The organism is Vibrio gallaecicus (assembly GCF_024347495.1).
In the GTDB taxonomy this organism is placed as follows: domain Bacteria; phylum Pseudomonadota; class Gammaproteobacteria; order Enterobacterales; family Vibrionaceae; genus Vibrio; species Vibrio gallaecicus.
Map to the genome: position 1 here is coordinate 1100628 of NZ_AP025490.1, position 26358 is coordinate 1126985.

The window sequence follows — 26358 nt, forward strand, 5'->3', positions numbered from 1 at the left end:
TTTTTTTACTCAAACTGATATTTCAAATAGCACAGACAAAGAGACTAATATTCTTCAAACATAAAAAAGCCCCGCACATTGGCAGGGCTAATATTAGTTTTACTGTCTAATTAGCATGAAGCTTATAGAGACTCAGTAAATGTACGTGCGATTACGTCAGCTTGTTGCTCTGTAGTCAGAGAGTTAAAGCGAACAGCGTAACCAGAAACACGAATTGTTAGCTGAGGGTATTTCTCTGGGTGCTTAACTGCGTCTTCTAGAGTACCGCGGTTAAGAACGTTCACGTTAAGGTGTTGACCACCTTCAATACCAGCTTCGTGGTGGAAGTAACCATCCATTAGACCTGCAAGGTTAGCACGTTGGCTATCTTCTTCTTTACCTAGTGCATTTGGCACGATAGAGAAAGTGTAAGAGATACCATCTTGTGCATCAGCAAACGGTAGTTTACCAACAGACGTTAGTGACGCTACAGCACCTTTCTCATCACGACCGTGCATTGGGTTAGCACCAGGAGCGAAAGGAGCACCAGCACGACGACCGTCTGGAGTGTTACCCGTTTTCTTACCGTATACAACGTTAGATGTAATAGTAAGAACTGACTGTGTAGGAATAGAATTACGGTAAGTCTTAAGCTTACGGATCTTGTTCATGAACGTAGAAACAAGTTCACAAGCAATATCATCTACACGAGAGTCATTGTTACCGTATTTAGGGTAATCGCCTTCGATTTCGAAGTCAGTTGCAATGCCATCTTCGTCACGAACTGGTTTAACAGTTGCGTATTTGATTGCAGATAGTGAATCAGCAGCAACAGACAGACCTGCAATACCACAAGCCATAGTACGGCGAACATCACGGTCATGAAGAGCCATTAGAGATGCTTCGTAGCTGTACTTATCGTGCATGAAGTGGATGCTGTTTAGCGCAGTTACGTACTGCTTAGCTAGCCAATCCATGAATGTGTCTAGGCGACCCATTACGTCATCGTAGTTAAGAACTTCATCTGTAATTGCGTCAGACTTAGGACCAACTTGCATTTTCAGTTTTTCATCAACGCCGCCGTTGATTGCGTAAAGCATTGTTTTCGCAAGGTTAGCACGAGCACCGAAGAACTGCATTTGCTTACCAACGATCATTGGCGATACACAACAAGCGATAGCGTAATCATCAGACTCAAGGTCAGGACGCATTAGGTCATCATTTTCGTACTGGATAGAAGAAGTATCAATAGATACCTTCGCACAGAAACGTTTGAAGCCGTCAGGTAATTGCTCAGACCAAAGAACAGTGATGTTCGGCTCTGGAGAAGGACCCATAGTGTATAGAGAGTTAAGGAAACGGAAGTTCGAACGCGTTACTAGCGTACGACCATCAATACCCATACCACCCATAGACTCTGTTGCCCAGATTGGGTCGCCAGAGAATAGCTCATCGTACTCAGGAGTACGTAGGAAACGAACCATACGCAGCTTCATTACGAAGTGGTCGATCATTTCTTGTGCTTGAACTTCAGTGATGATGCCAGCAGCAATATCACGCTCTAGGTAGATATCTAGGAAAGTCGAAGTACGACCAAGAGACATTGCAGCACCGTTTTGAGACTTAACAGCAGCTAGGTAACCGAAGTAAGTCCACTGGATAGCTTCTTGAGCATTTTGAGCTGGCTCAGAAATGTCGAAGCCGTAAGTTGCTGCCATTTGCTTGATTTGACCTAGAGCACGATGTTGCTCAGAGATCTCTTCACGAAGCTGCATAGTTGCAGAAAGGTCTTCACCGTTTTCGAAACGCTCTTGAAGAGAAGCAAACTGTGCTTGCTTGTCTTTCATTAGGAAATCAATACCGTAAAGTGCTACGCGACGGTAATCACCAATGATACGACCACGGCCGTAAGCATCAGGAAGACCTGTTAGAACACCAGATTTACGACATTTTAGGATGTCAGGTGTGTAGATATCGAAAACACCAGCATTGTGTGTTTTGCGGTATTCTGAGTAGATTTTTGAAACCATAGGGTCAAGAGTTTCACCGTATGCTTTACAAGAACCTTCAACCATACGCACACCACCGTTAGGGATGATTGCACGTTTTAGTGGTTTTTCAGTTTGTAGACCAACGATAGTCTCAAGATCTTTTTGGATGTAGCCTGCATCATGAGAAGTGATGGTAGAGATAACAGATGTATCGAAATCTACAGGTGCTTTAGTTGCGTTTTCCTGTTTGATACCTTCCATTACCGAAGCCCAAAGCGTATTAGTCGCTTCAGTACCCTCAGAAACTAGGAAAGACTCGTCGCCTTCATATGGCGTGTAGTTCTTTTGAATGAAATCACGAACGTTTACTTCGCTTTGCCACTCACCTGCAGCAAAATCTTCCCAAGCTTTAGCAAATTGCTCTGCCATGACATACCTACCTTTTTAGTAGAAAAAACAAGTACTTTAACACTGTTGAGCCAGTGCCCCGTATGGGTAGTACACTCTTATTAATAACAATATGTATTATCACATTTATTTCATATGATTATATATATTGTCATTATTACTTTAAATGGTGTCTCATTTCTATGTATTCAAGAATACGCTAAAATTTTTTTGCAAAACTTAAACTAAATCAATAAATGCTAACAAAAGTTGAAAATTAACTAAAAAAGTTGGGTGGTAGGCTATACCACCCAAACTATTTTTTAATCTGCATAGCAAATATTGCTTATATTACGTATCCGCCATGCATTTAGACCAAATTATAGCCAAGCCTTTAGACCATATTGACTTTCAAGCATACCAACTGCAAGCATAGCGACTAAACAGATAACGAGTACACCAACTGGGATAACAATCTTATCTACAAATGATAGGCGCTTCGCACGCTCTTTATCACCAATTAGACCGTTGTTATCAAGAAGCATCGTCAGTGCCCATGCTAATACTGGGTTAACAACTGCAGAACCGAAGATACAGATACCAGCAGCTTGAGAGTCTTTCGAGTCTTTAACCATTTGCATACCAGCTTCAAGAAGAGGTAGTGATACACCAACAAGTAGCGCAACACGCATCACTGGTGGCCATACTGCAACATCCATAGGGAAGCCAAGAATCGCAACAATGATACATAGAGAACCAAGTAAGATTGCGCCACCAGGGATTGGACGTTTCGCGATTGCCGCTGGGATCATGTAAGTACCCCAAGAAGAAGTGATGTTACCGCCACCGACTGCTGTACCAACCATTTGGCGAACAGAACACATAGTCATTGTGTCATCTACGTCCATCAGTACTTTTTCAGATCTTTTCGGGTAATTCAGCTCTTGGAAGATACGGTGACCTAGGAAGTCAGGTGACCACATAGCAACAGCAAGAATTGCAAACGGTAGAGAAGCAATGAAGTGCTCTACGTTTGGTAGACCAAGCATCCAACCTTCAGAAGTAGAACCCCACCAGTAAACTGGGTTTAGGTTAGGAATACCCATTTCAGTTTCGAACACGATATCGAAACCAGCACCTAGTACAAGTGCAATAGCAAGGCCTGTGAACGCACAAACTGGGATAGCTAACCAACGCTTGTTTACTTTTGCTAAGAAAGCGTAGATAGCAATAGTGATCGCAAGAACAATTAAACCCACGTAACCCATGCTGCCAGCTTCAACCGTAGAAGATTGAAGACCAACCGCCCAAGCTTGAATTGAGTTAATTTGGCTCATGGTACCGGTGAGACCTAAGAAAATGAGCAAGCCACCTGCTGTGCCCTCGGAAGTGAGGTTTACAAGTTTAGAGCCGCCTTTTAGGAAACTTAGGATTAAACCGAAGACACCGATAAGGATTGCCAATGCAAGAGGGTGAGCACCAGCTAAAGCGATGGTACCGATAAGAGGGATCATTGGGCCGTGGTTACCGGCAAGGTTTGCTTTAGGGTTGAAGAAACCAGAGGCAAGAATACAGAAAAGTAGTGCAGGGATAAGCATTTCTACACGAGCTACTTCAATTGCAAACTCTTTACCAAGGTTCACGTGATCCCAAGCTTGAGTCAGGCCATCAGCCCAAGACATCATTACTGCTGAGTACATCGCGATAATGCCGATAGTACCAGCAAGTGCAGGAACCAAATCTTCAAGTTCAAAACGGAAATCACGACCTGGCAAGTTCAACCCGAAGCGGCGTGGCTTCATGATTTGCAGTTCGTGGTCTAGGTAATCTGAGCGGTTTTCAAACTCAGATGCAGGTCGGTGAAGCTCTTGATAGCTTTTCTCTTCTACTTCAGAGTTCTTATTGTTGACAACGTCTGACATAGATTCCTCATATTTTAATTGTTAGTAATTCTAAAATTGAATTCTATAAACCCGCATCCTGCGGTATTTCCTTTATGACTCAACCGCCAAATAGCTGTTGCACGTCATGCATGTGCTTAATATAGCTAAGTTGAAAGAAATGTTTGGTACTTTTTAGTACCTTAACTTTGCGTTGGAGTCTAACAAGCTTACCCTTTAGGGTGATTGATCTTGATCACTTTATGAGTGTATGTGAAAGAAAGCTACATAAATGCTCAATTAGTTATATGTGCGTTGAATAAAAGTGTAATTTGTTTTCATAACTTGACGTTTATACTCGAAAGACTAAGTTTTAAACGTATAAGACAATAAATAACTAATTATTGGCGTATTATTTGCTTACTTATTGATAGTGATTAAATTTTGGCGAGCTGTTGCCACCGACAGGGATATAAAAATGAATACAACAAAAATGTTGCCGCTTGTGGCAGTAATGACAGGGCTATTGGCAGGTTGTGGCGGGAGCAGCAGCGGAGGCGGGGGCGGTGCTCCAGCAAAAACAAAGATTGATCTGGAATTCGTAAAAGTTGAAGAAAAGGATGCATCGACAGTTGCCTCTTGTAAATTCTACGATAGAACTCGAACGGTCATAGAAAATAACGGTATCGAAGATATTACAACCAAGGCTTTGATTGCTAAACCAATTGAAGACTCTCTTAATAGTTTATTATCAATTGTTTATTCTGACGCTGATGGTGAATTACAATCTTCCTCTCAAGAGTTTGTAAATGATGGTGTCGTTACCGTTGTCATTGATGACATTCCTGATGGTGGCTACCTGAATATACGAGAGCAAGTAGGTTTTGATGTCTACGTTACGTCTTATTCAAAAGAACTGCTTGAAGCTAACGCTGATAATATGTCAAAAATGCTTTTAACAGCGGTTAGCCCAATCCCATCGTTATCCTGTACTACTGGCAGTAATCTAATTGAGATTACAAAAAATGGGATAAGGTATTTAAATACAACAGACAATACATCGGGTGATTCAGCTGTTTTTCCATATCATTTTACCTCAGATCTAGAGTCTGAAACTTCAAATAACCCTGAGGTGGTTATCAATACTGATTTTCAAGCTTTGAACACGGATATTACTCTTATCACTCAGTACAGAGCGGATAATAGTTTGTTCCAATATGGATTTGAAGATTGGAATGCAGGCAGTATTGAAATGTCATATACAGGTTCTAGTGAAACAATTAGCCGTCCTTCATCTGTGGTATACAATGATCTAGAGATCGGTGTTGTTTACAAAAACACAGACAAAGTATTAATGACTGTTCCTAACTCAACAAATACTTACTATCACACAAGTGCGTTGCGCGACGGAGAACAATGGTTCGCTAAAACAGAAGGTACACCTGTAGCAAGTTGGGCTGCTGAGCTAAATGTTCCTATGGACGATACTTGGACCCTTAGTGTAGACGAGTCGGATTTGTTCAATACCTCAACTTTAGCCGATGTAGATGCGAATCTTTCAAACCAAGCTAATAATGCACTAGTTGTTGATTTAACTAATAGCATAACCATTGGTTCAGTCGATAATGGTATACAGCGTATTACGCTAAAACCAAATTCTAATTCTGTTGATACCCAATTGCATACTATTTACAGCTTTACACAAGATTCTGTGATTGTTCCAAAAATCGAAGTGATAGATGCTTCTGATTTAACAACTTACTCTTTACAGCAAAACTACTGGTTTACAGAGAGTGACGAAGATTTAGATATTCGTTTCGTACTTGATGGCTTTAATACTACTGCACTATCAGATTCAGCTTATGATCCGCATGGGTTAATTTTAGATGAAAGCAAAAGAGTCGAAATTAAAGCACAAAGTAAAAGTACTAAATTCATTTCGGTTCAACGCGCACAGTAAGCTGCTTGTGTAACATTTTTGAAACTAATTAAAGCCCCTTGATTGGGGCTTTTTTATAAATACTATTCACCAAAATGAGAAGAAAACGCTACCTATTGCATAATCAATCAGAGTGAATTGCTATTTATTCTTAATTCTCAAGGTTAATAATTTGTTGCATGTTGTTTCGCGTGGTGCTAGTTTGTATCGCATGAAAAGGTCGGAGTACCTTGCAGTTATCATAGAACTTGGGAGAAAAAGCGCATGAAAGATGTACCAGCGCTGGATATAAAAGATCTGCATAAGACGTTTGGTCAAAATGAAGTGTTAAAAGGGATTTCACTTTCTGCGCATAAAGGAGACGTGGTATCTATCATCGGTTCTTCCGGTTCAGGCAAAAGTACCTTCCTAAGATGTATCAACCTTTTAGAAACTCCAACTGCAGGCGAAATTTGGGTTAATGGTGAATTAATTCAAATGAAAAACAATCGCCAAGGGGTTTCTGTTCCTTCCAATGAAAAACAAGTTCAGCGTATCCGCTCTCGTCTCGCAATGGTATTCCAAGGTTTTAACCTATGGTCTCACTTAACGGTGCTTGAAAATGTCATTGAAGCGCCTGTTCATGTACTTGGTGTACCTAAAGCTCAAGCAATTGAAAATGCAGAGTTGTTACTAAAAAAAGTCGGCTTGTACGAACGTAAAGATTATTACCCAGGTCACTTGTCTGGCGGGCAACAGCAACGTGCAGCAATTGCACGAGCACTCGCTGTAGATCCTGAAGTTATGCTATTTGATGAACCAACGTCTGCACTTGATCCAGAATTAGTCGGTGAAGTTCTTGGCGTAATGCGAGACTTGGCTGAAGAAGGCAGAACTATGTTAGTTGTGACACACGAAATGGCTTTTGCCCGTGACGTATCTAACCATGTGATGTTTTTACACCAAGGATTAGTGGAAGAACAGGGTGATCCAGCTAAACTCTTTACGCAGCCTGAGTCTGAACGCTTACAACAATTTATATCATCTATTTACTAAGGATTCGTTCTCCTCTGTAAATCGACATCAAATTAAAACAGCAATACTTAAACGATTAAGTATTGTGCTAACAATAAAACACAACATAAGAAATACAATCTCAATCACAGGAGTATAGGGATATGAAAAAGTGGTTATTAGTAGCAGCACTTGCTGCAACAGCTGCAACGGGCGTAGCGCAAGCTAAGGAATGGAAAACAGTTCGTTTTGGTATTGAAGGTGCTTACCCTCCATTTAGCTGGACAGAAGCCGATGGTTCTCTAAAAGGTTTTGATGTCGATATGGCAAACGCACTTTGTACCGAAATGCAAGTGAAGTGTAAGATCGTTGCTCAAGATTGGGATGGTATTATTCCATCACTGCTTGCTCGTAAATACGATGCAATTATCGCAGCAATGTCTATTACTGAAGAACGTAAAAAGAAAATCGACTTCACAGGTAAGTACGCTCTTATCCCAAACAAATTTATCGCTAAAAAAGGCGCAGGCATTAATTTTGATGATCTAAGTGGTCAAAAAATTGCGGTTCAGCGTGCAACAACTCACGATAAGTATCTAACAGATAACTACGGCGACAAAGTAAGCATTGTTCGTTACGGTTCTTTTGATGAAGCATATTTAGACCTTGCTAATGGTCGTGTAGTTGCCGTTTTAGGTGATGCCTCTGCACTTGAAGAAGGTGTTCTGAATAAAGCTGGTGGTGAAGCATACGAATTCGTAGGTCCATCACTTACTGACCCTAAATGGTTCGGTGATGGCTTTGGTATTGCACTGCGTAAACAAGATAAAGATCTAACTAAAAAACTTGATGCAGCAATCCTTTCATTACGTGAAAAAGGTGTTTACCAAGACATCGCGGCTAAATACTTCAACTACGATGTATACGGTCAATAATACATAGAGTGTTAAGTATGTAGGGAGAGGGTAAGCCTCTCCCTATTTATATCTCTACCAACTTTTTCGCTGTTTGTTGGAATTTATTATGTTTGATTTACAAGGTTACGAAGCCTCTATTTTAAGTGGGGCTCTGCTTACCATTGAAGTTGCCCTTCTTTCGCTGATCTTAGCCATGGTTCTTGGGATGCTAGGAGCATTAGCAAAGCTAGCGCCTTACCGCTGGGCTCGTGCAATCGCAACACTCTACACAACTGTTATTCGCGGTATTCCTGACCTAGTGTTGATGATGCTGATCTTCTTTGGTGGACAAATCCTTTTAAATAACAGTTTGTACTCCATCAATGAGTGGTTAAATGAATGGTTTACTTCGAGTGATCCAAACCATGAGTGGACGTCTTATCTCCCTGATTATATTGATGTAAGTCCATTTGTTGCTGGCGTATTAACCATTGGTTTTATTTTTGGCGCTTATATGGCTGAAACCTTCCGTGGTGCAATTATGGCGGTTGATCATGGAGAAATGGAAGCTGCAAAAGCTTACGGTATGAGCCCTGTATTGGCATTTCGCCGAATCTTACTACCACAAATGATACGACATGCATTACCTGGTTTTGGTAACAATTGGTTGGTATTGCTAAAAACAACAGCGTTAGTGTCTATCATCGGGTTAGAAGATATGGTTCGAGTCAGTGCGTTAGCTGCGGGTTCAACGAAAATGCCATTTACTTTTTATATGACCGTTGCTTTGATCTTCTTATTCTTTACTAGTGTATCGACAGGCGCATTAAAGCTTGTTGAACGCAAATTTAGTATCCACGCGAGGTAACTATGGATTTTTCATTGATAGTTGAAAGCCTACCTATTTACCTTGACGGTTTGTGGACGACAACTTGGCTTGTATGCTTAGCTTTGGTTCTTGGTTTAGCGATTGCAATTCCATTAGCTATTGCACGTAATAGCCCTAACATGCTGATTAATGCACCGTCATGGTCATTTATCTACTTTTTCCGTGGTACGCCATTACTCGTGCAGCTCTACCTAATTTATTATGGTATGGATCAGTTTTTCCCAGTAAAAGATACACTTTGGGAGCATGCTTGGTTTTGCGCACTTGTCGCGTTTGTTTTAAATACCTCTGCTTATACAGCCGAGATAATACGCGGTGCTATTAATGGTTTACCTAAAGGTGAAGTAGAAGCAGCAAAAGCGTATGGAATGAGCACAGCAAAAACTTACCGACGAATTATTTTGCCGAGTGCATTACGCAGAGCTTTACCGGCTTACAGTAACGAAGTTATTTTCATGCTGCATGGTTCAGCTGTTGCAGGCATTGTAACAATTATGGACTTAACCGGTGCAGCAAGACTGGTTAACTCACGTTACTATGCGCCTTTTGAATCGTTTTTGACGGCTGGTTTGTTCTACATGGGGCTGACGTTTATCATCATTGCGATTTTTAAATATGCAGAGAAACGTTTCCTTGCTTATTTAAGACCTCTTAGTTAATAAAAAAACAGCGCCTCTGGGCGCTGTTTTTGGTTTTATAAACTTATTTTTCTTAAGAGCCACATTTGAAATTGTTAATTTAATTCAGAAATATAAATTCGGTGCACTATATAGATTGACCAAATTGAAACTGTGGCTACACTCGGCGTAATTTTTTAATGTGTGAAAAAGTAATGAATAAATACGGTCTGATTTGCATTTTAGCATTGGTAATTTCTGGTTGTGGCGGAAGTGACGGGGGCGGGAGTTCGGTTTCGAAGACTCCAGTGGAACAAGCTCTTGATACTGGTGATGCGTCGCTCGTTGAGGAACCAAATGAGCTAATTGAAGCGAGTGTGAGTTTAGTAGAAGAATATAAATCGGACTACACTGAAATCAAGCGTCACCTCTCAGTAGCTAGCGATGGTACTGTTCTATCAAATTTGCATTGGGATCCTACCCACGATACTGCAATCATCACTCCAACATATGGTTTCAATGACGCGATACTGAAAACGAACAAAGCAATGATCAGTGGTTACGAAGATCAAGAGCTAGTGATCGGTGTTGCAGGTTTTCAAAGTAATGGCTCCCGTTACGCAGCTCTGGCGAGCAATCCTTTTCGTACCCAGCAGCGTTTTCCTGAATCCGTTAACCCTGAAATGGAAACTTGGCTTCTCAACTTAGTTTCTTGGATTTCCGGCTCGAATGATAAGCCACAGAATATTGTGCTTGCCCAGATGGATCAATCTCATTACTTTCCTGATGATGGAGCAACCCGCAAATGGTTAACTGAAAATAACCTTGGGCTGACTTCTATTAATGCTGATGATCAATGTGACGGGCAAAAACTATCTCAGTGTATTGCGGATAAACCTGATTTATTGATTATCTCTCAAAAATTAAATTCAGGAGATGATATTGATAATGTACTTGATGGTGTGCGTTTAGCTTTTGAACAAAAAATTCCTGTTTTATATCTTCACTTAGATGGTGGAATGACGGAGTTAGGTAATGAACTATTTTCACTGATGAATATTACCTATGTGGGTGATAATTACTGGAGGAAGCTGGGCTTAACTAACTGGGATTCGACTCAATTAATCGATCAGGTTCCTGAGTCGATAGCATTGCAGCAGGAATTGTTGAAGAAGTTTCATGATGAAAGCTTCACAGTTAATCTTCAAGAGTGTGATGACAAATCATGTTCTGATGCATCATTGATGGCTGATCAGTTTTATCCAGCGGCACAAAGCATACAGCAGCATTTAACAGCGTTAGATAAAAATAAGGTTGATCTGTTTGCAACGAGTGATTACCAATATGAAAAACTTTTAATCTTATTGGCTGACAAATACCGCCAAGATGTTTCTTTCCCAATGGATAAAGAATCAACTCGTACTATTGATTTTCTGAAGTCTTATTATTCAGATTACACTCTGTACCATAGCCGAGAGTTAAATGCTGCCCAGCCTGATTTAGGTAACTTCAGCACGAAGTCGTTCAAGGATATCGAAAGGTTAAATAAAACGGTACAAATGGAATCTAAACGTAATTTCCGTTCTGCCGGTGTGTACGTTATCCCAGGGCAAACTTTTAAAGTGACTAGGGTTGATCAAAACTCAGTAGCGACTTCTATTGTTATTAATAGCTTGCGAAGTGGTGCGACACATGAGTTTTCTACAGATGGTTATGCCAGACCTAAATTTTTGACTTCAACAAGCTATCGAGTAGAACCTGGAGAAACGATTTCACTAACATCTGCGTATGGCGGGACGGTGCAAGTTCACTTTGATACGAATGACATTGATGTTGAATTAAGGTTTGAAAATATCGCTCAGCATCCAATTTGGCGCAGTGATAACGACAATGAAAGTTTTGTTGCTCAACTTGCTGAAGCTAAATTTGATTGGGCTGAACTGATCACTCCTGGCTTTGAAGTTCACTCTAAGTTAGAAAAAATGCAAGAATCTGTGAGCCCAGCTAATTGGGCTAAACCTGAAGATATGGCAGCCGCAACGGAAAAGTATGTTCATGACTTACCGCATGCTTTAGCTGGTTTTGAAGGACCCGGAATTACAAATATCCAAGAAATCCATCAGTACGGGAAAGATCAAGGCTGGGAAATTCAAACAATTGATATCGTAAAACATATGAATGCCGATCAAGCGACCTGCGGCTATGGTTGTTCAGGAAACCCATACGATGCTTATTGGAATTTCAATCCTTTAGGTCATGGTGACTTGCATGAGTTAGGGCATGGTCTAGAAAAAAGCAGATTTAGATTTTCTGGGTGGGACGGTCATTCAACGACTAACTACTATTCCTACTACAGTAAGTCTCGATACTATGCGGATGAAGGTGCGGTATCAGCATGTCAGGGTTTAGATTTCAAAGGACAATTTGAGTTATTACAACAAAGCCGCCTAGAAGCTGATCCTAATGCTTTCATGGCAGCTCAAAACCAAACAAGTTGGAGTTGGGGAGCCAGAGTTTATATTCAAATGATGATGTCTACTCAGAATCAAAATGTATTAAACAATGGTTGGCACTTACTGGGTCGTTTACATCTAATCGAACGTGAGTTCAATCGATTGAAATCGAGTGATGAGCTTTGGAATACTCGCAAAGGAACAATAGGTTTCGCGAGCTATACACGTGAAGAGGCTAATGACTTGAATAATGACGATTGGCAACTTGTCGCATTAAGTTATGTTTCTGAGCATGATATGCGTAATTATTTGGATATGTGGGGCTTTAGCTTTAGTGATAAGGCAAAAGAGCAAGTGGCGAGTTTAAACTTGAATGAAATGCCGCTTAACTACTTCGCATCTTCTAACCAAGGCTATTGCCTTGATGAGTTTGCGGTAAAACCTGTCAGTATAAATGGTACGAATAGCTGGCCATTAAACTGAGTTATTAAAAAACGAAATAAAAAGGGAAGCAGATGTGCTTCCCTTTTTTTCTTATATGCGGATTTTACTTTCTGGTATCTATAGAGGCTTTATTATTTGAATGTGGACCAAATTGGAGCGTGGTCAGAAGGTTTTTCAATTCCTCTTAATTCATAATCAATGCCTGCTTCAATACATTTAGCGGCGAGCTTTGGAGTCGCAAGAACCACATCAATTCGTAAACCGCGGTTATCAGGGAAGCCTTTAGAGCGGTAATCAAACCAAGAGTATTGGTCGTTTACGCTTGGGTACAATTTTCTGAAAGTGTCTTCAAATCCCCAATCCATGAGCGTTTTCAACCATTCACGTTCTTCTGGTTGGAATGAACATTTCCCTGTTTTTAGCCAACGTTTCGCGTTTGGTTCACCAATACCAATATCCGCATCTATAGGACTAATGTTGATATCGCCCATTACGATGACTTGTTCTTCCTTAGTGTGATGCTCTGTTAGATAGGTCATTAAATCGGTGTAAAACTGGCGTTTATACGGGTACTTGGTTTCGTGTTTAACATTGTCCCCTTGCGGGAAGTAACCATTTAATACCGTTACTTTCTCACCATTTTCGTCTTCAAATGTCGCCATTATCATGCGCTTTTGGTGTTCATCATTATCTGTTGGAAAGCCCTTTTGAACGGAAATAGGTTCTTGCTTACATAGCATGGCTACGCCGTAATGCGCCTTTTGACCATGAAAGTAAACTTTGTAGCCCATTGCTTCTACGTCTTCGATAGGAAAAGCTTCGTCATGAACTTTGATTTCTTGAAGGCCAATTACGTCGGGCTGATGTTTGTCGATGACTGCTTGAAGTTGATGAAGGCGAGCTCGTAGACCGTTGATATTAAAGCTGATGACTTTCATGAAAATCCTTAAATGGAAACAGTGAGAATTAGAGAAATACTAGCATCTTATAGTGGTGTAGAGCGACAATAAAGGAGCGAATATATATTGATAGTCAACGTAGTTAGTTACTCTTATTAACATTTATGTAAACTTTAGTATGATCTATCAAATGAATATGGTGTAATCAAGGACTAAGCTATTCATAAGGTTATGGAAGTCATTTGGCTTATTATAAGGATGTACAACAATGCGATCTCTCTCGGTACAGTGGAAAATTACCTTACTGGCGGGCTGTTGCCTGCTGATTACCTCTTTATCCCTCATTGGCTTTTCCATATACAACGCCACTTCTAATCAAAAAGTCATAAAAACGCTGAGTTCTGAGTCGGTTATCGACAAGTCCCAACAACTATTGGCTTCCGTATCACAGCTAAATTCAAAAGAAGTTCAACAATATATAGATGAAGCTTTGCATCGAGCTGAAATGCTGTCTGCTACAGCATTATTTTTAAAGAATAATGCGGAAGAAAACTTCACACCTAGTGAAGAACTACGGACTGCACTTGATGAAATGGTTCGACAATCGGTTATTAATTTTGACTCCATTCAAGGAGCATATTTGGTGTTTGAGCCGAATATGCTTGATGGCGAAGATGATAACTATGTTGATGCTGGTTACGTTGGATCCAATGAAGTTGGTCGTTTTGCTCCCTATTGGAAAGTTTCAGATAACGGAAAGAACGTTTTAGCTAATGTAATATCTGAAAAAACGTTTAATGATAGTGCTAATAGCGAGCGCTTCTTTTGTCCTATTTCAAGTGGGGAAACTTGTGTTAGTACGCCGAAGCTAATTGAAACTGAGCTGGGACGTATTCTTGCGACATCAATATCTGTCCCTATCGTTGTTGATGGTGTGTCTGTTGGATTTTTAGGGATTGATTTACGACTTGATGGACTCACTGGGATCATCCGTGAAACTGATGAAAGTTTATTTAACGGCAGTGGCGCAGTGTATGTTGTGAGTTTAGATGGTTCAGTTATCGCAACTGATAATGCGTCAATACCAGCGGGAAGTGCTTTCTCTAGCGAACAAATTTCAAGTGATGCAATGACGGATCTCCTTTTCGGCGAAGAAGTGACAACCCAGTGGAGTGAAGATAACCAATGGTTGATTTCATTCGCACCTGTGCGTTCGGCAAACCAAATTTGGGGCGTGCTATTTGAAATGCCTCGTTCAAGTGTGATCGCAGATGCGGAAAGGCTTGATGGTATTATTAGCCATAAAGTTGAAGATGGGATTAAAACGGAGATACTTGCAGGTTCATTATTTGTGGTGATTGGTTTAGCCGTTATCTTTATTGCTTCTCTTTCTATTGTTAAGCCGATTCGAGAAGTGGTGGCGAGGCTAAATGATATTGCTTCAGGTGAAGGTGATTTAACTCAACGATTAGATGTTAAATCCCAAGATGAAATTGGTCAGCTTGCTCAAGGTTTTAACTTATTCTTAGATAAGCTCCAGCATACGATTAAACAAGTTATTCAAACGACAGAGCAAGTTGCTGAAACTACCACTAGAGCGAAATCAACAGCTTCAGAAACTAGATACAGCAGCGAATCTCAGTTTAAAGAAGTAGACTTGGTGGCTACGGCTTCTGAAGAAATGACACAGACTTCAGGGTTAGTGGTACAAAATGCAGAAGTTGCAGTAAAAGCTGCCACACAAGCAAACCAGTCAGCGAAACAAGGCCAGCAAGTAATTGAGCTTTCAGCAGAAGAAATGATTAAGCTGGTAGACAGAATGTCGAGTGCTGTTCCTATTGTTGAAGATCTCGCAAAAAATAACAGCAATATCACCGAAATTTTGACCGTTATTGAGGGGATCTCTGAGCAGACTAACTTGCTGGCACTTAATGCTGCAATTGAAGCAGCAAGGGCCGGTGAGCAAGGGCGAGGCTTTGCGGTTGTTGCTGACGAAGTTCGAAATTTAGCAAGCCGGACACAGTCTTCAGTGGGTGAAATTCGTGAAGTAATTGGTAAAGTACATGCTGGTACACAAGATGTGGTAGAAGCCATCCAAGAAGGCAATGTGCTCGCCAATGATACCGCTGAACATGTTCAAAAAGCAGTTCAAGATTTAAGTGCAATTTTTGAATCTATAGCGGCAATCAGTGATATGAATAACCAGATTGTACGAGCGGCTGAAGAACAGCAGTCAGTATCTGGTGAAGTGAATCAAAGTGTTTCAAATATCCGAGATTTGAGTGCTCAGATTTTGGAAAATGCAGGTTCTTCAGAGCAGGTTGGTCAAGAGATCGACCAGCTGGTGAATCAGCAAAAAGATTTAGTGAATCAGTTTAAAGTTTAAGCATAGTTTAATGACACTATGTCAGGCCAGCTTAAGCACTGTGAAACTTCAAATATTATTCTATAAATTAAAAGGCGAACTTCATTATGAAGTTCGCCTTTCTGTTTGATATCAACTACAGCTTAGTATCAATTAAGAGGGCTAAAGCTTGCCGCTGAAATTGATCTTAGTCTTCAATAAACCAGTAACCTTTGTTAACTAGGTCCGTCAGAAGTGATATTGAAGCTTGGCTCATCGTGATTCCAGAATGAATAACAGGCTGGTTACAGAGAGTATTAAGGAATGCAGTGTCTTCATCAGCCACCTTAATTACCTCACCATTAATATAAGCCATCTTATCTTCATGCTCATGATAAAGCGCTTTTAGACCGGATACTCTGTAGATTTCTCCTTCAGACTCTAAGTGCTGTGTTACTTCTTCAGGTTTCCATAATGGCTCTGGAGCCACAATATTGAGTTGGTGGCGAGATTGGCTTAGCAAACAGCCCATGAAATCATTAACGGTATCTGGTTGCTCTAATGCCGACTTCAACATAGTAGTTAAATTCGCTAGATCAGACGTACGGATTTTTCCGTAAGTGTCTTGAGTTTTGAATTCAGGATCATGAAGGTGTACATCACCCATATCATGAGCTAGAACGAAATCAGCAAAGTTACTGATAAGCTCTTGTTCTTTAGGAGAGCGGTAGCCAATTGAGTAGCTCATTGAAGGCTCTAGAGTATTACCTTCATGTGGGAAACCTGGCGGGATGTATAAAATATCACCGGGCTCTAAAGTTTCGTCGATGATGGCATCAAAGCCTTCAATCTGTCTCAATGCAGAAGCTCGGCAAGTCTCTTTGTACTGACCTACATCTTTTGCACCAACGCGCCATTGGCGTTTACCTTGCCCTTGAATGATGAATACATCGTATTGGTCGATATGGGGACCAACGCCACCGCCGATAGCCGAGTAGCAGATCATGAGGTCATCGAATAACCAGTTAGGAAGTGATGTAAAAGCTTCTGTAAGTTGGTTTGCACCTTCATGCCAGTGGTTAGCAGCTTGCACAATAAGCTGCCAATGACTTTCACTTAACTGACTAAACTTTTCTTCGCCAAATGGACCGTGCTCAGCCGTCCATTCATCATTGAAGTTAGAAACGAATCGAGAATCTATTTCCTCTTCCATCGATAAACCCGCTAGCTCTTCTGGAGAAATCGGGTCAATAAAGTTTTGGAAGCCACCTTTTAGAATAGTGGGTTTTTTATGCCAGTAGTTTTCAAGGAATTCAGGCATAGAAAAGCTTAGTTGGTACATGTGTATCCTATATAGTCGAGTGCTAGGTGCTAGGTGCTAGGTGCTAGGTGCTAGGTGCTAGTTTAGATTGTAAATCTTGTTGGACAATCTCAAGGGCCGCAACAGCGACTTGTGGGTCGATGTCATTACTTTCCAAGAGGTAGATAAGGTCAACTGCGAGTTTGACCTCTTCAGGTGCGTCATCTAGCGGAGAAGGAGTTTTGTCAGTCATCATGTCGCCTAGGTTTGTCTAAGTTAATCAAACGCTCAATATCCTTCATCGAATCTGAACATCTTTCTAATCGTTCTTTAGCCGTAATAAGCGCTTTTTCAGTACTGGATTTCTGGCTTTTATGAGCATTTTCCCATGCTTTCTGTCGTTGGCTCACTAATTGAGTTAAGCGTCTATGCCAATCTTGATGCTGAGCGAGATCATTATACAGCTGATTAGGGCTTTTCGCCGATTTTAACGGACGATCTTGTCTTAAATCGTGGTTTGCTAGTTCACGTTGAATTGCTGCTATTTGATTCATTAACTTTTCAGATAAATAAGTCGCTCTCGTCGGAGTAAGTTGTGAGCTAGCTTGCTCACGTAAAATAGTCTGGTAAGTTGATTGAGTTTCTAACGCACATGGAAGAAGTAAATGAGCACCGCTTTTAAATAAAGTACGATCGAAAAGAGGTTGATGATACCTACCTCTTGCTTTATCGACCTGCGAGCAATGTCCAATTAACGTATCTAATAAGGTTTTCAGTTCAGAAAGCTGACTCATAGACTTCTTACCTTAAAGTGTGACGAACCATGCTTCATAGGCGAGCTTAATGGCTAAAATACTCACAACGGTAACGAATACAGGGCGAATGAATTTTGCGCCAAAGCGAATCGCGGAATGAGCGCCAACAAACGCACCAACCATAAGACATACACCCATTGTTAAACCAAGCACCCAATCAATATGCCCAAGAACCGCAAAAGTGACTAAAGAGGTAAAGTTACTGGTGAAGTTCATGGCTTTCGCTAAACCAGACGCCAGCAAAATATTTAGCTTATATAAAGCCATTGAACTTACGGTCCAAAATGCGCCTGCTCCAGGTCCTGCAACGCCATCATAAAATCCAAGAATAGAACCTTGGATAATCTGTTTTTTCTTTAGGGTAGGGCAGGGCTTTGGAGAAACATTTTGATTAGCGTCAGGCGTCTTATGGAAAATAGTATAAGCTGCCGCTGCTAAGATAATGAGAGGTAATACTTTCTCTAACCATTCAGTACTGATCGCATTAACCGCAAGTGTGCCGATAGTGGCTCCAATTAAAGTGCTTATAAAGGCGTTGATCCAACACTCTGGCTTGAAAAGCTTTTTCCGGTAGTAAGTAAAAGCCGCGGTAGATGATGCAAAGGTAGCCGCTAATTTATTAGTACCTAATGCAATATGAGGCGGTAATCCTATAGAAAGAAGAGCAGGAACCGTTAACATTCCACCGCCACCAGCGACAGCGTCAATGAAACCAGCAGCAAATGCAACGAGTGCAAGCACTACCAGCATTGTTGGTTCAATCATTTCCATAAATTTCTTAAATTCTCATTATTATAGTGTTGTAGTTTCTAGACCCTGCGATATTAAGGTCAAATTTAATATTTTATTGTTCTTTTAAATGGTGGTAACGAGTCTAATAAAGACTGACCGTAGCGTTTGGTGACAATGCGTCTGTCGAGGATCGTGACTTTACCAGAATCTCTCTCTTTGCGCAGTAATCGACCTACGGACTGAATAAGTTTTTTACTTGCTTCAGGTACCGTGATTTGCATAAAAGGGTTTCCACCGCGAGATTCAATATATTCTGAATGCGCTCGTTCAACTGGCGAGGATGGTACACCAAATGGAATCTTAGTGATCACTAAATTTTCTAATAATTCTCCGGGTAAATCTAAGCCTTCAGAGAAGCTTCCCGTACCAAAAAGAATACTGGTTTTGCCTTGCTCAATAAGCTTTTTATGTTTTTTTAGAATTTCAGTTCTTGATGTGTCGCCTTGTACTTGTAGAGCCCAGCTGCGTTTAACGAAATCTGTTGCTAATGATTCTGCAACTTGGTTCATTTGCCAGTAAGAAGAGAATAAAACGAGGTTCGCTTGTTTGTCTTCAATTACCTTAGGCAATATTTCAATAAGATATTCTGTAAACTGAGGCGCTTGAGGTTCATATTTCATCGCAGGTACGATCAGCTCAGCTTGGTTTTGATAATCAAAAGGTGAAGCTAGAGCTAAAAATTGTACGCCGTCTTCCGACTTTTGGCTGATTCCAGCCTGGTGACAGAAGAAACTAAAAGAATTCAGTGCCCTCATAGTAGCCGAAACAAGCACAGCACCAACACACCGGCTCCAAATTTGTTGATCAAGTTTCCAGCCGACTTCCAAAGGTGAAACATTGACGACAAAATCACCTTCACGTTCTTTGTTTATCTCAAGCCATCGTGCTAAAGGCGCACCTTTATCCCGTTTAGGCTCTGCCATTAGTTTCCAAACTTGAGCTAGGTTTTCAGTTCTTTGTATATAAAAGCCGATTTCAGCCAATGCTGGCTCAGCGAGTTTTGCTGAAAGCTCACCATCTTTGACTCGTTCAGCAATAAGGTCTGCGATTTTTGCGACGGCTTGGCTCGCTTTTTGTGTGAGTTGCTTGAGATCTTTGGATTCACTTTCCAACCACTCTGGCAGGTCTCCATATTCAAAACGATAGATACCGTCTTCAAATTGAGAAGCATCAAAGCGTTTGCTTAGTTGGCTTAATGTCGGAATGAGTTGCTGAACAGAATCTTGAAGTTCGTTTCTAAACCGAGATACTCGTTTCTCATCAGCTAGACCAGAAAGCTTACTGATGGATTGATTCAACTTTTCGAGCCAGGAAGCTGCACCTTTTAAACTAGCGGCTGCAGATGAATGGTCTCTTGCAACGTGAGGGAGGTGATGAGCTTCATCGAAAATATAAATACAATTTTCTGGTTCAGGAAGAATAACACCTCCACCAAGATCAGCATCAGCCATCACTAAGCTGTGGTTTGCAATAATAACATCGGCTTTATCTAGCTCAGAGCGAGCTTTTTGAAAAGGGCAATCACGATGAGTCGGCATACTGTTATTGCAACTATGCTTATCACTAACAATCATTTGCCAAATCGAATTATCTATTGGTTTTGGCCATGAGTCTCTATCACCATCCCATTTACCTTGTGCAAGGCTGGTATACATGGTCTGCAATTGCTCAATGTCTTTCTTCTTTGGCTTGGACTCAAATATGGCCATTTGACCGCCATCAGTCCCACTCGCGGCTGCAAGTTTCTCTGCACAACAGTAGCGTTTGCGACCCTTCGCCAATATAAATGAGAATTCTCGGTCGGTAATCCTTCTATATAAAGGAAGGTCTTTATTCACAAGCTGTTCTTGTAAGGCAACAGTGGCTGTTGAAATGACAATTTTTCTATTGTTAAGCACAGCAACAGGGATGGTCGCCATTAAATAAGCTAAGGACTTACCAATACCAGTGCCAGCTTCTGCGACAATTATGCGGCTACTTTTATGGTATTGCCCGCAAAGTGTCTTTGCAATTTCGGCTACTAGGTAGTTTTGGGCTCGTCGAGGTACAAAGTTGTCCAACTGTGATTGAAGGTTTTGATAACTGGTGCGAATGGAATTCTGGATTTTAGTGCTTAGCATACTGTGACCTACGTAACTGAGCTGAGATAGTAGCACATAACTCTAAGCTGTTCATTTTCTGCAAAATTGATTGCTTTTGGAGTAAATCTAGATCTTGTTCACAAAAAAAAAGTGAACTATTGGAAAATAAAAAAAAAATTCCCCACTTTGGAGTAAGTTGCTGAATTAACCTTTAATTAGTCATGTTATTTGGTGTTAAAAACTGCATTTTATTTATATGTTGGTTATACATGCTGATTATATCGTTTTTTATTCGATCAAATGTTAATGTTTTGTTGTTGGGATATTAGCCGTAAATTGCTGCAATGTGGTGTAAGTATATGATTTATATTTATTTTCATATTTTTAGGTTTATTTTTTATCTTATTTGACAGTCAGAATAATCTTTTGCAATCTAGACCTCGAAATTTAGTGGCAGTGACTAATCAACAAAGATTGATAGGCACGGTCATAAAAAGGGAACCGGGCAAGGATCTCCCATTCTTAGAAAAGGCAGTGGATTTATTATGAAAAAGACTCTATTAGCACTTGCTGTAATGGCAACTGCAGGAACAGTAAACGCGGCAGAAGTATTCAAGTCTGACGAAGGTTCAGTTGATTTTTACGGTCAGCTACGTCCAACACTATTATTTTTAGACGACTCTGAAGCTGAGCTAAACACTAGCTCTTCTCGTACTGGCGTAAATGGTGTTTATGTTGCTAGCGATAGCTTGAAAGTATTGGGCGAAGTTGAAATCGGTGTAGCACTTGGTGATAACTACGGTGCAGGTTCGGATTCTAGTGAGCGTACTGACGATACAGTTTTTGTACGTCGTCATATCATTGGTTTTGATATGGGTGATATGGGTACTATCCGTATCGGTAAAGAAGGTACTTATGCCGATGATGTCTACGGTGCTGATTATTCATACTTCTTTGGTGGCTCTGCTCTTCTATATGGACACGCTTGGAATAATGATTCTCAAGTTAAATATGCTTTAGATACAGAGCAATTTTGGCTAAAAGCTGGTTACTCTTTCGGCGAAGATAATACTAATGAAGAAATTCGTGAAGTATTTGTAGGTAAAGCTTTCGGTGACCTATCTGTACACGCTGGTGTTCTTTCTTCAACAAATAAAATTGCTGTTACTGGTGTCGCGGCAGATACTGAAAATCTATCATTTGAATTTACGGGTGAATATGCTCTAGGTGAACACACGCTAGGCGCAACATACTACAACAATTCAAATGAAGATAAATCAGCTAACACAACTGTTGACTCTCACGGTATCTCTTTAGCTGGTATGTTCGCAGTTGCTAACAAAACAACTTTATACTCTGGTTATGAGCTAGTATTATCTTCTTCTGATGCTGCTGGTACTGTAGACGGTGATGCTTCTCGTTTCTACGCTGGTGTTGAATACAAGTTCTCTAAATGGGCTCGTGTTTTTGCAGAAGGCGCATATGTGTTTGAAGAAACAACTACAGCAGACGCAAAAGTTGATAGTAAGACAGATTTTGGTCTAGGTGCCCGTTTCTACTGGTAATAAGTAGAACAAAACACATTCGAACCCAGCTATATGCTGGGTTTTTTTATATCTAACAGAGGATAGTTCACCATGCGCTTATTATTACCAATTACTTTAACATTGGCTATGTGCACCAGTTTTCAATCTATTGCTGCGTCTATACTATATATTCCTGATAGCGTTTCTTTATTAGCTGTCAATATGGAGAAGCCTGAGACCAAAGGTGGCTTTTTTTCTGAGAACACAACTTTAGAGTTACCTGATGGTATGAATCAGATCGTTTTTAAATACCAGACTGAATTTGAAATTGGCGATGTTATTAAAACAGTCTATAGCGATGCTGTAATTGTAAAATTTAACTCATCAAATGAAGAGCTTGTGTTTGAATTACCATCATTTTCGTCTTACAGGCAAGCAGAGAAAGGGATGTTCCCATTAAAATGGAAACTTCTAAATAAGAGCGGTGAAAGTATCATATTGGTCCAAGACACGCTTTTATCAAGTGGTGTTCAATTTGGGCGGAACTACCCTCAGGAAGCGAGAAATTATAACATTGCGGGAGGTTTAGCCAGTGTTCCTGTTACATATGTGGTTGCGAATCAATTTGAAGAAACGATAGCAGCCTCGGAATTAGCTCAAACTTCAGTAACATTGGATAATCAACCGTCGATTGAGCAATTCAAGGATATGTTTAAGGGATTGTCATTAGAAGATAAAAATGAGTTGAAAGAATGGATTAATAGACAAAAATAGTGGTTAATTTTCGATCTGTCGCCATTCTCCAGGCTGTAAAGATTTTAGCTCCATTGTGCCCATGGAGTAGCGAATGAGCCTTAATGTAGGGAAGCCGATATTGGCTGTCATTCTTCTTACTTGACGGTTACGCCCTTCAATAATAGTGATAGATAGCCAAGTTGTTGGAATAGCAGCTCTGAAACGAACTGGAGGTGTTCTTTCCCAAACTGTTGGTTCTGCTATTATTTCTATTTCAGCTGGTAGTGTTTTGCCATCTTTTAGCTCTACACCTTTTCTCAATTTTTCTAAATCTTCCTCAGAAGGGCTACCTTCAACTTGAGCCCAGTAAGTTTTAGGTGATCTTGATTTAGGGTCAGTTAATTTTGCTTGGAAAATACCATCGTTAGTTAAAACCATTAACCCTTCGCTATCGCGGTCTAATCGACCTGCAGCATAAACATCTTTAACAGGGATAAAGTCAGCCAGTGTTTTTCTACCTTCACCGTCGGTGAATTGGCTCAATGTGTCGAAAGGTTTATTAAAAAGGATAACTTTTCTATCTTCTAAGGACACTTTTGGTTTGGTGCTTGTCTTCTTTACTCTGTGCTTACTAGATGAGGCTTTTCTTTTCGAATCACCCTGTTTGAAAGTTGAACGAGTACGTGATGGTTTGTCAGAGTTATTTACGCTGCGTGAGCGAGTAGACATGTTAACTACCTTGCAAAAATGTAAATGAAGTGTACCGAAAAGTTTTAACGGAAACTGAATTGAGCTATCATTTGCGCGCCTAAAAGACACAAAACATAACAAGTTAATGGACTATCGAGCCAAATTTGTTTAAGTATAACGTGTTTCATTATAACAACGCACTCACGGATTTAGTTCATGTGGCTTTAACAGGCAGCATGGAAAATAAGATAGAGTGCGATAATCGCGTAAGTACTTTCTGGCGAATATCACAATACTATTGGCGTTATCGTCACTTACCGGTCAATTTACACGGTCTCACTATTTGGAGTGAGCTTGTTAGAACTATAGGGAAATTTCATGCCTACTGAAAAACCAACCATCATCTATACCATTACAGATGAAGCTCCAGCATTAGCCACTTATTCTTTGCTGCCAATTATTCAGTCTTTTACTGCTTCTTCTGGTATCAATGTTGATACTCGTGATATCTCACTTGCTGGGCGTATTATTGCAAACTTCCCAGAGCACTTAAAAGAAGAACAACGAATTGGTGATGCTCTTGCTGAGCTTGGAGAATTGGCGAAAACGCCTGAAGCAAATATCATTAAGCTTCCTAACATTTCTGCATCTGTACCACAGCTTCAGGCTGTAATTAAAGAATTACAAGCAAAAGGGTATGCATTACCTAATTACCCAGAAGAAGCGAATACATACGAAGAGAAAGCAATTAAAGCGACATATGATAAAATTAAAGGTAGTGCGGTAAACCCAGTGTTACGTGAAGGTAACTCTGATCGTCGTGCTCCTCTTTCAGTTAAGAACTACGCAAAGAAAAATCCACACTCAATGGGTGCATGGGCGGCTGATTCGAAATCTCATGTTGCAAGCATGGAAGATAAAGACTTCTTTGGTAGTGAAAAATCAACGACGATTGAAGGTGCTACAGAAGTAAGCATTGAATTCGTTGGTGCAGATGGTAGCTCTAAAACTCTTAAGCCTGCTTTCGGCTTGCTAGACAAAGAGATCATCGATACATCTGTTATGAACAAAGCCGCTTTAGTTGAATTCTTTGAAAAAGAAATTGCTTCAGCTAAAGAGCAAGGTGTTTTGCTTTCTCTACATATGAAAGCAACAATGATGAAAGTTTCAGACCCAATTATCTTTGGTCACGCAGTTAAAGTGTACTATAAAGATGTGTTTGCTAAATATGGCGAACTGTTTGAAGAGCTTGGTGTTGATGTGAACAATGGTCTTGGTGATGTATACGCGAAGATCGCCTCTTTACCACAAGATAAGAAAGAAGAGATCGAAGCAGCTCTATTAGCTGTATATGACACTCAACCGGCGCTCGCTATGGTTGATTCAGATCGCGGTATTACAAACTTACATGTCCCTAGTGACATCATTGTTGATGCATCTATGCCAGCAATGCTGCGTTCTTCAGGTCAGATGTGGGGACCTGACGGCAAGCAGAAAGATACGAAAGCAATGATCCCTGATCGTAGCTATGCAAGTGTATACCAAGCTGTTATTGATTTCTGTAAAGAAAATGGTGCATTTGATCCAACAACAATGGGTAGTGTACCTAATGTTGGCTTGATGGCTCAAAAAGCAGAAGAGTATGGTTCTCATGACAAAACATTTGTTTTAGACGCTGCTGGTAAAGTACAAGTTGTCGATGCTTCTGGCTCTGTGTTACTTGAGCAAGCGGTTGAAGAAGGTGACATCTTCCGTATGTGTCAGGTTAAAGACGCGCCAATTCAAGATTGGGTTAAATTAGCCGTTACTCGTGCGCGTGCTTCAGGCGTTCCAGCTGTATTCTGGCTAGATAGTGCTCGTGCACATGATGCTGAACTGATTAAGAAAGTAGAAGCTTATTTGCCAAACTACGATACTGATGGTCTTGAGATTAAAATTCTTGCTCCATTAGAAGCGACGCAATTCTCTTTAGTTCGCATCAAAGACGGTTTAGATACAATCTCTGTTACAGGTAACGTTTTACGTGATTACCTAACAGATTTATTCCCTATTTTAGAGCTTGGTACTTCAGCTAAAATGCTATCAATTGTACCGCTTATGAATGGCGGTGGTTTGTTTGAAACTGGCGCAGGTGGTTCTGCTCCAAAACACGTACAACAAGTTGAAAAAGAAAACCATTTACGTTGGGATTCTTTAGGCGAGTTTCTCGCATTAGCTGCATCTTTAGAGCACTTAAGTGTTGTAACTGGTAACGCTAAAGCTAAAGTACTTGCTGACGCACTTGATAAAGCGACAGGGGAGTTTTTAGACAATAACAAATCACCTTCTCGCCGTGTAGGTGAACTTGATAACCGCGGTAGCCATTATTTCTTAGCTGCTTACTGGGCAAAAGCTCTAGCTGAACAATCTGTTGATAGCGAGCTTTCAGCTGAGTTTGAAGAAATTGCTTCTAAACTTGCTGAAAATGAAGAAGTGATTGTTGCGGAGCTAAATGATGCACAAGGTCCTGCTGGTGATTTGGGTGGTTACTACTCGTTAGATGATAATTTGACGTCTGCTCTTATGCGTCCAAGTACGACTCTGAATGCGCTTATCAATGCGTAATTTTAATCAAGCGTCATTCTTACGCTAACGATTGAATATAAAAAACCCGCCAGTTGGCGGGTTTTTATTATAAGCGTTTTGATAGCAAATAGATGAAAGTGCTT

19 protein-coding genes are annotated in these 26358 nt (G+C 40.5%); 10 read left to right on the plus strand and 9 right to left on the minus strand.

The features are described from left to right. Positions 1-122: 122 nt before the first annotated feature. Positions 123-2399 (minus strand): formate C-acetyltransferase, encoded by a 2277-nt coding sequence (gene pflB, locus OCU78_RS04920; protein WP_137372445.1) that lies wholly within the window; start codon positions 2397-2399, stop codon positions 123-125. 338 nt (positions 2400-2737) lie between these two features. Continuing rightward, on the minus strand, positions 2738-4279 hold the full coding sequence (locus OCU78_RS04925; RefSeq protein ID WP_137372446.1) for a DUF3360 family protein: 1542 nt from the start codon (positions 4277-4279) through the stop codon (positions 2738-2740). Positions 4280-4715: 436 nt separating this feature from the next. Between OCU78_RS04925 and OCU78_RS04930 the strand changes: the two genes are divergently transcribed. The 6 genes from OCU78_RS04930 to OCU78_RS04955 all read left to right on the plus strand — a co-directional run bounded on the left by OCU78_RS04930 (position 4716) and on the right by OCU78_RS04955 (position 12507). Beyond that, a complete protein-coding gene (locus tag OCU78_RS04930; protein WP_137372447.1) occupies positions 4716-6197 on the plus strand; it encodes a hypothetical protein in 1482 nt (493 codons plus the stop codon). Between the two features lie 243 nt (positions 6198-6440). Beyond that, on the plus strand, positions 6441-7211 hold the full coding sequence (locus OCU78_RS04935) for an ABC transporter ATP-binding protein (RefSeq protein ID WP_137372448.1): 771 nt from the start codon (positions 6441-6443) through the stop codon (positions 7209-7211). A 122-nt stretch (positions 7212-7333) separates the two neighbouring features. Continuing rightward, complete coding sequence (locus tag OCU78_RS04940; protein ID WP_137372449.1) at positions 7334-8104, plus strand: ABC transporter substrate-binding protein; 771 nt, start codon at positions 7334-7336, stop codon at positions 8102-8104. Between the two features lie 88 nt (positions 8105-8192). After that, positions 8193-8933, plus strand: a complete 741-nt coding sequence (locus OCU78_RS04945) for an ABC transporter permease (RefSeq protein ID WP_137372450.1) — start codon at positions 8193-8195, stop codon at positions 8931-8933. A gap of 2 nt (positions 8934-8935) precedes the next feature. Further along, on the plus strand, positions 8936-9613 hold the full coding sequence (locus OCU78_RS04950) for an ABC transporter permease (protein ID WP_137372451.1): 678 nt from the start codon (positions 8936-8938) through the stop codon (positions 9611-9613). A 173-nt stretch (positions 9614-9786) separates the two neighbouring features. Beyond that, complete coding sequence (locus OCU78_RS04955) at positions 9787-12507, plus strand: ImpA family metalloprotease (RefSeq protein WP_137372452.1); 2721 nt, start codon at positions 9787-9789, stop codon at positions 12505-12507. Positions 12508-12599: 92 nt separating this feature from the next. Here OCU78_RS04955 and xthA read toward each other — a convergent pair whose 3' ends face one another. After that, complete coding sequence (gene xthA / locus OCU78_RS04960; protein ID WP_137372453.1) at positions 12600-13406, minus strand: exodeoxyribonuclease III; 807 nt, start codon at positions 13404-13406, stop codon at positions 12600-12602. Between the two features lie 229 nt (positions 13407-13635). Here xthA and OCU78_RS04965 point away from each other — a divergent pair, with 229 nt between their 5' ends. After that, entirely contained in the window at positions 13636-15753 is a 2118-nt protein-coding gene (locus OCU78_RS04965) for a methyl-accepting chemotaxis protein (protein ID WP_137372454.1), read from the plus strand. Between the two features lie 166 nt (positions 15754-15919). Here the strand turns inward: OCU78_RS04965 and OCU78_RS04970 are convergent, their stop codons facing one another. The 5 genes from OCU78_RS04970 to dinG all read right to left on the minus strand — a co-directional run bounded on the left by OCU78_RS04970 (position 15920) and on the right by dinG (position 20738). Then, a complete protein-coding gene (locus OCU78_RS04970; protein WP_137372455.1) occupies positions 15920-17053 on the minus strand; it encodes a ribosomal protein uL16 3-hydroxylase in 1134 nt (377 codons plus the stop codon). 43 nt (positions 17054-17096) lie between these two features. Next, on the minus strand, positions 17097-17267 hold the full coding sequence (gene rsmS, locus OCU78_RS04975) for a pleiotropic regulatory protein RsmS (protein WP_137372456.1): 171 nt from the start codon (positions 17265-17267) through the stop codon (positions 17097-17099). Further along, entirely contained in the window at positions 17257-17805 is a 549-nt protein-coding gene (locus OCU78_RS04980) for a primosomal replication protein (RefSeq protein ID WP_137372457.1), read from the minus strand. Before OCU78_RS04980 ends, rsmS begins: the two co-directional genes overlap by 11 nt. Before the next feature lie 12 nt (positions 17806-17817). Continuing rightward, positions 17818-18597 (minus strand): TSUP family transporter, encoded by a 780-nt coding sequence (locus OCU78_RS04985; RefSeq protein ID WP_137372458.1) that lies wholly within the window; start codon positions 18595-18597, stop codon positions 17818-17820. Between the two features lie 65 nt (positions 18598-18662). Continuing rightward, positions 18663-20738, minus strand: coding sequence for an ATP-dependent DNA helicase DinG (gene dinG / locus OCU78_RS04990; RefSeq protein WP_137372459.1), 2076 nt, complete (start codon positions 20736-20738; stop codon positions 18663-18665). A gap of 506 nt (positions 20739-21244) precedes the next feature. Between dinG and OCU78_RS04995 the strand changes: the two genes are divergently transcribed. Continuing rightward, positions 21245-22264: a porin gene (locus tag OCU78_RS04995; protein WP_137372460.1), complete on the plus strand. Its 1020-nt coding sequence runs from the start codon at positions 21245-21247 to the stop codon at positions 22262-22264. A gap of 72 nt (positions 22265-22336) precedes the next feature. After that, positions 22337-22999, plus strand: coding sequence for a DUF2057 family protein (locus OCU78_RS05000; protein WP_137372461.1), 663 nt, complete (start codon positions 22337-22339; stop codon positions 22997-22999). A 3-nt stretch (positions 23000-23002) separates the two neighbouring features. Here the strand turns inward: OCU78_RS05000 and OCU78_RS05005 are convergent, their stop codons facing one another. Next, on the minus strand, positions 23003-23689 hold the full coding sequence (locus tag OCU78_RS05005) for a pseudouridine synthase (protein WP_137372462.1): 687 nt from the start codon (positions 23687-23689) through the stop codon (positions 23003-23005). A gap of 339 nt (positions 23690-24028) precedes the next feature. Here OCU78_RS05005 and OCU78_RS05010 point away from each other — a divergent pair, with 339 nt between their 5' ends. Beyond that, complete coding sequence (locus OCU78_RS05010; protein WP_137372463.1) at positions 24029-26254, plus strand: NADP-dependent isocitrate dehydrogenase; 2226 nt, start codon at positions 24029-24031, stop codon at positions 26252-26254. The last annotated feature ends 104 nt before the right edge of the window (positions 26255-26358 follow it).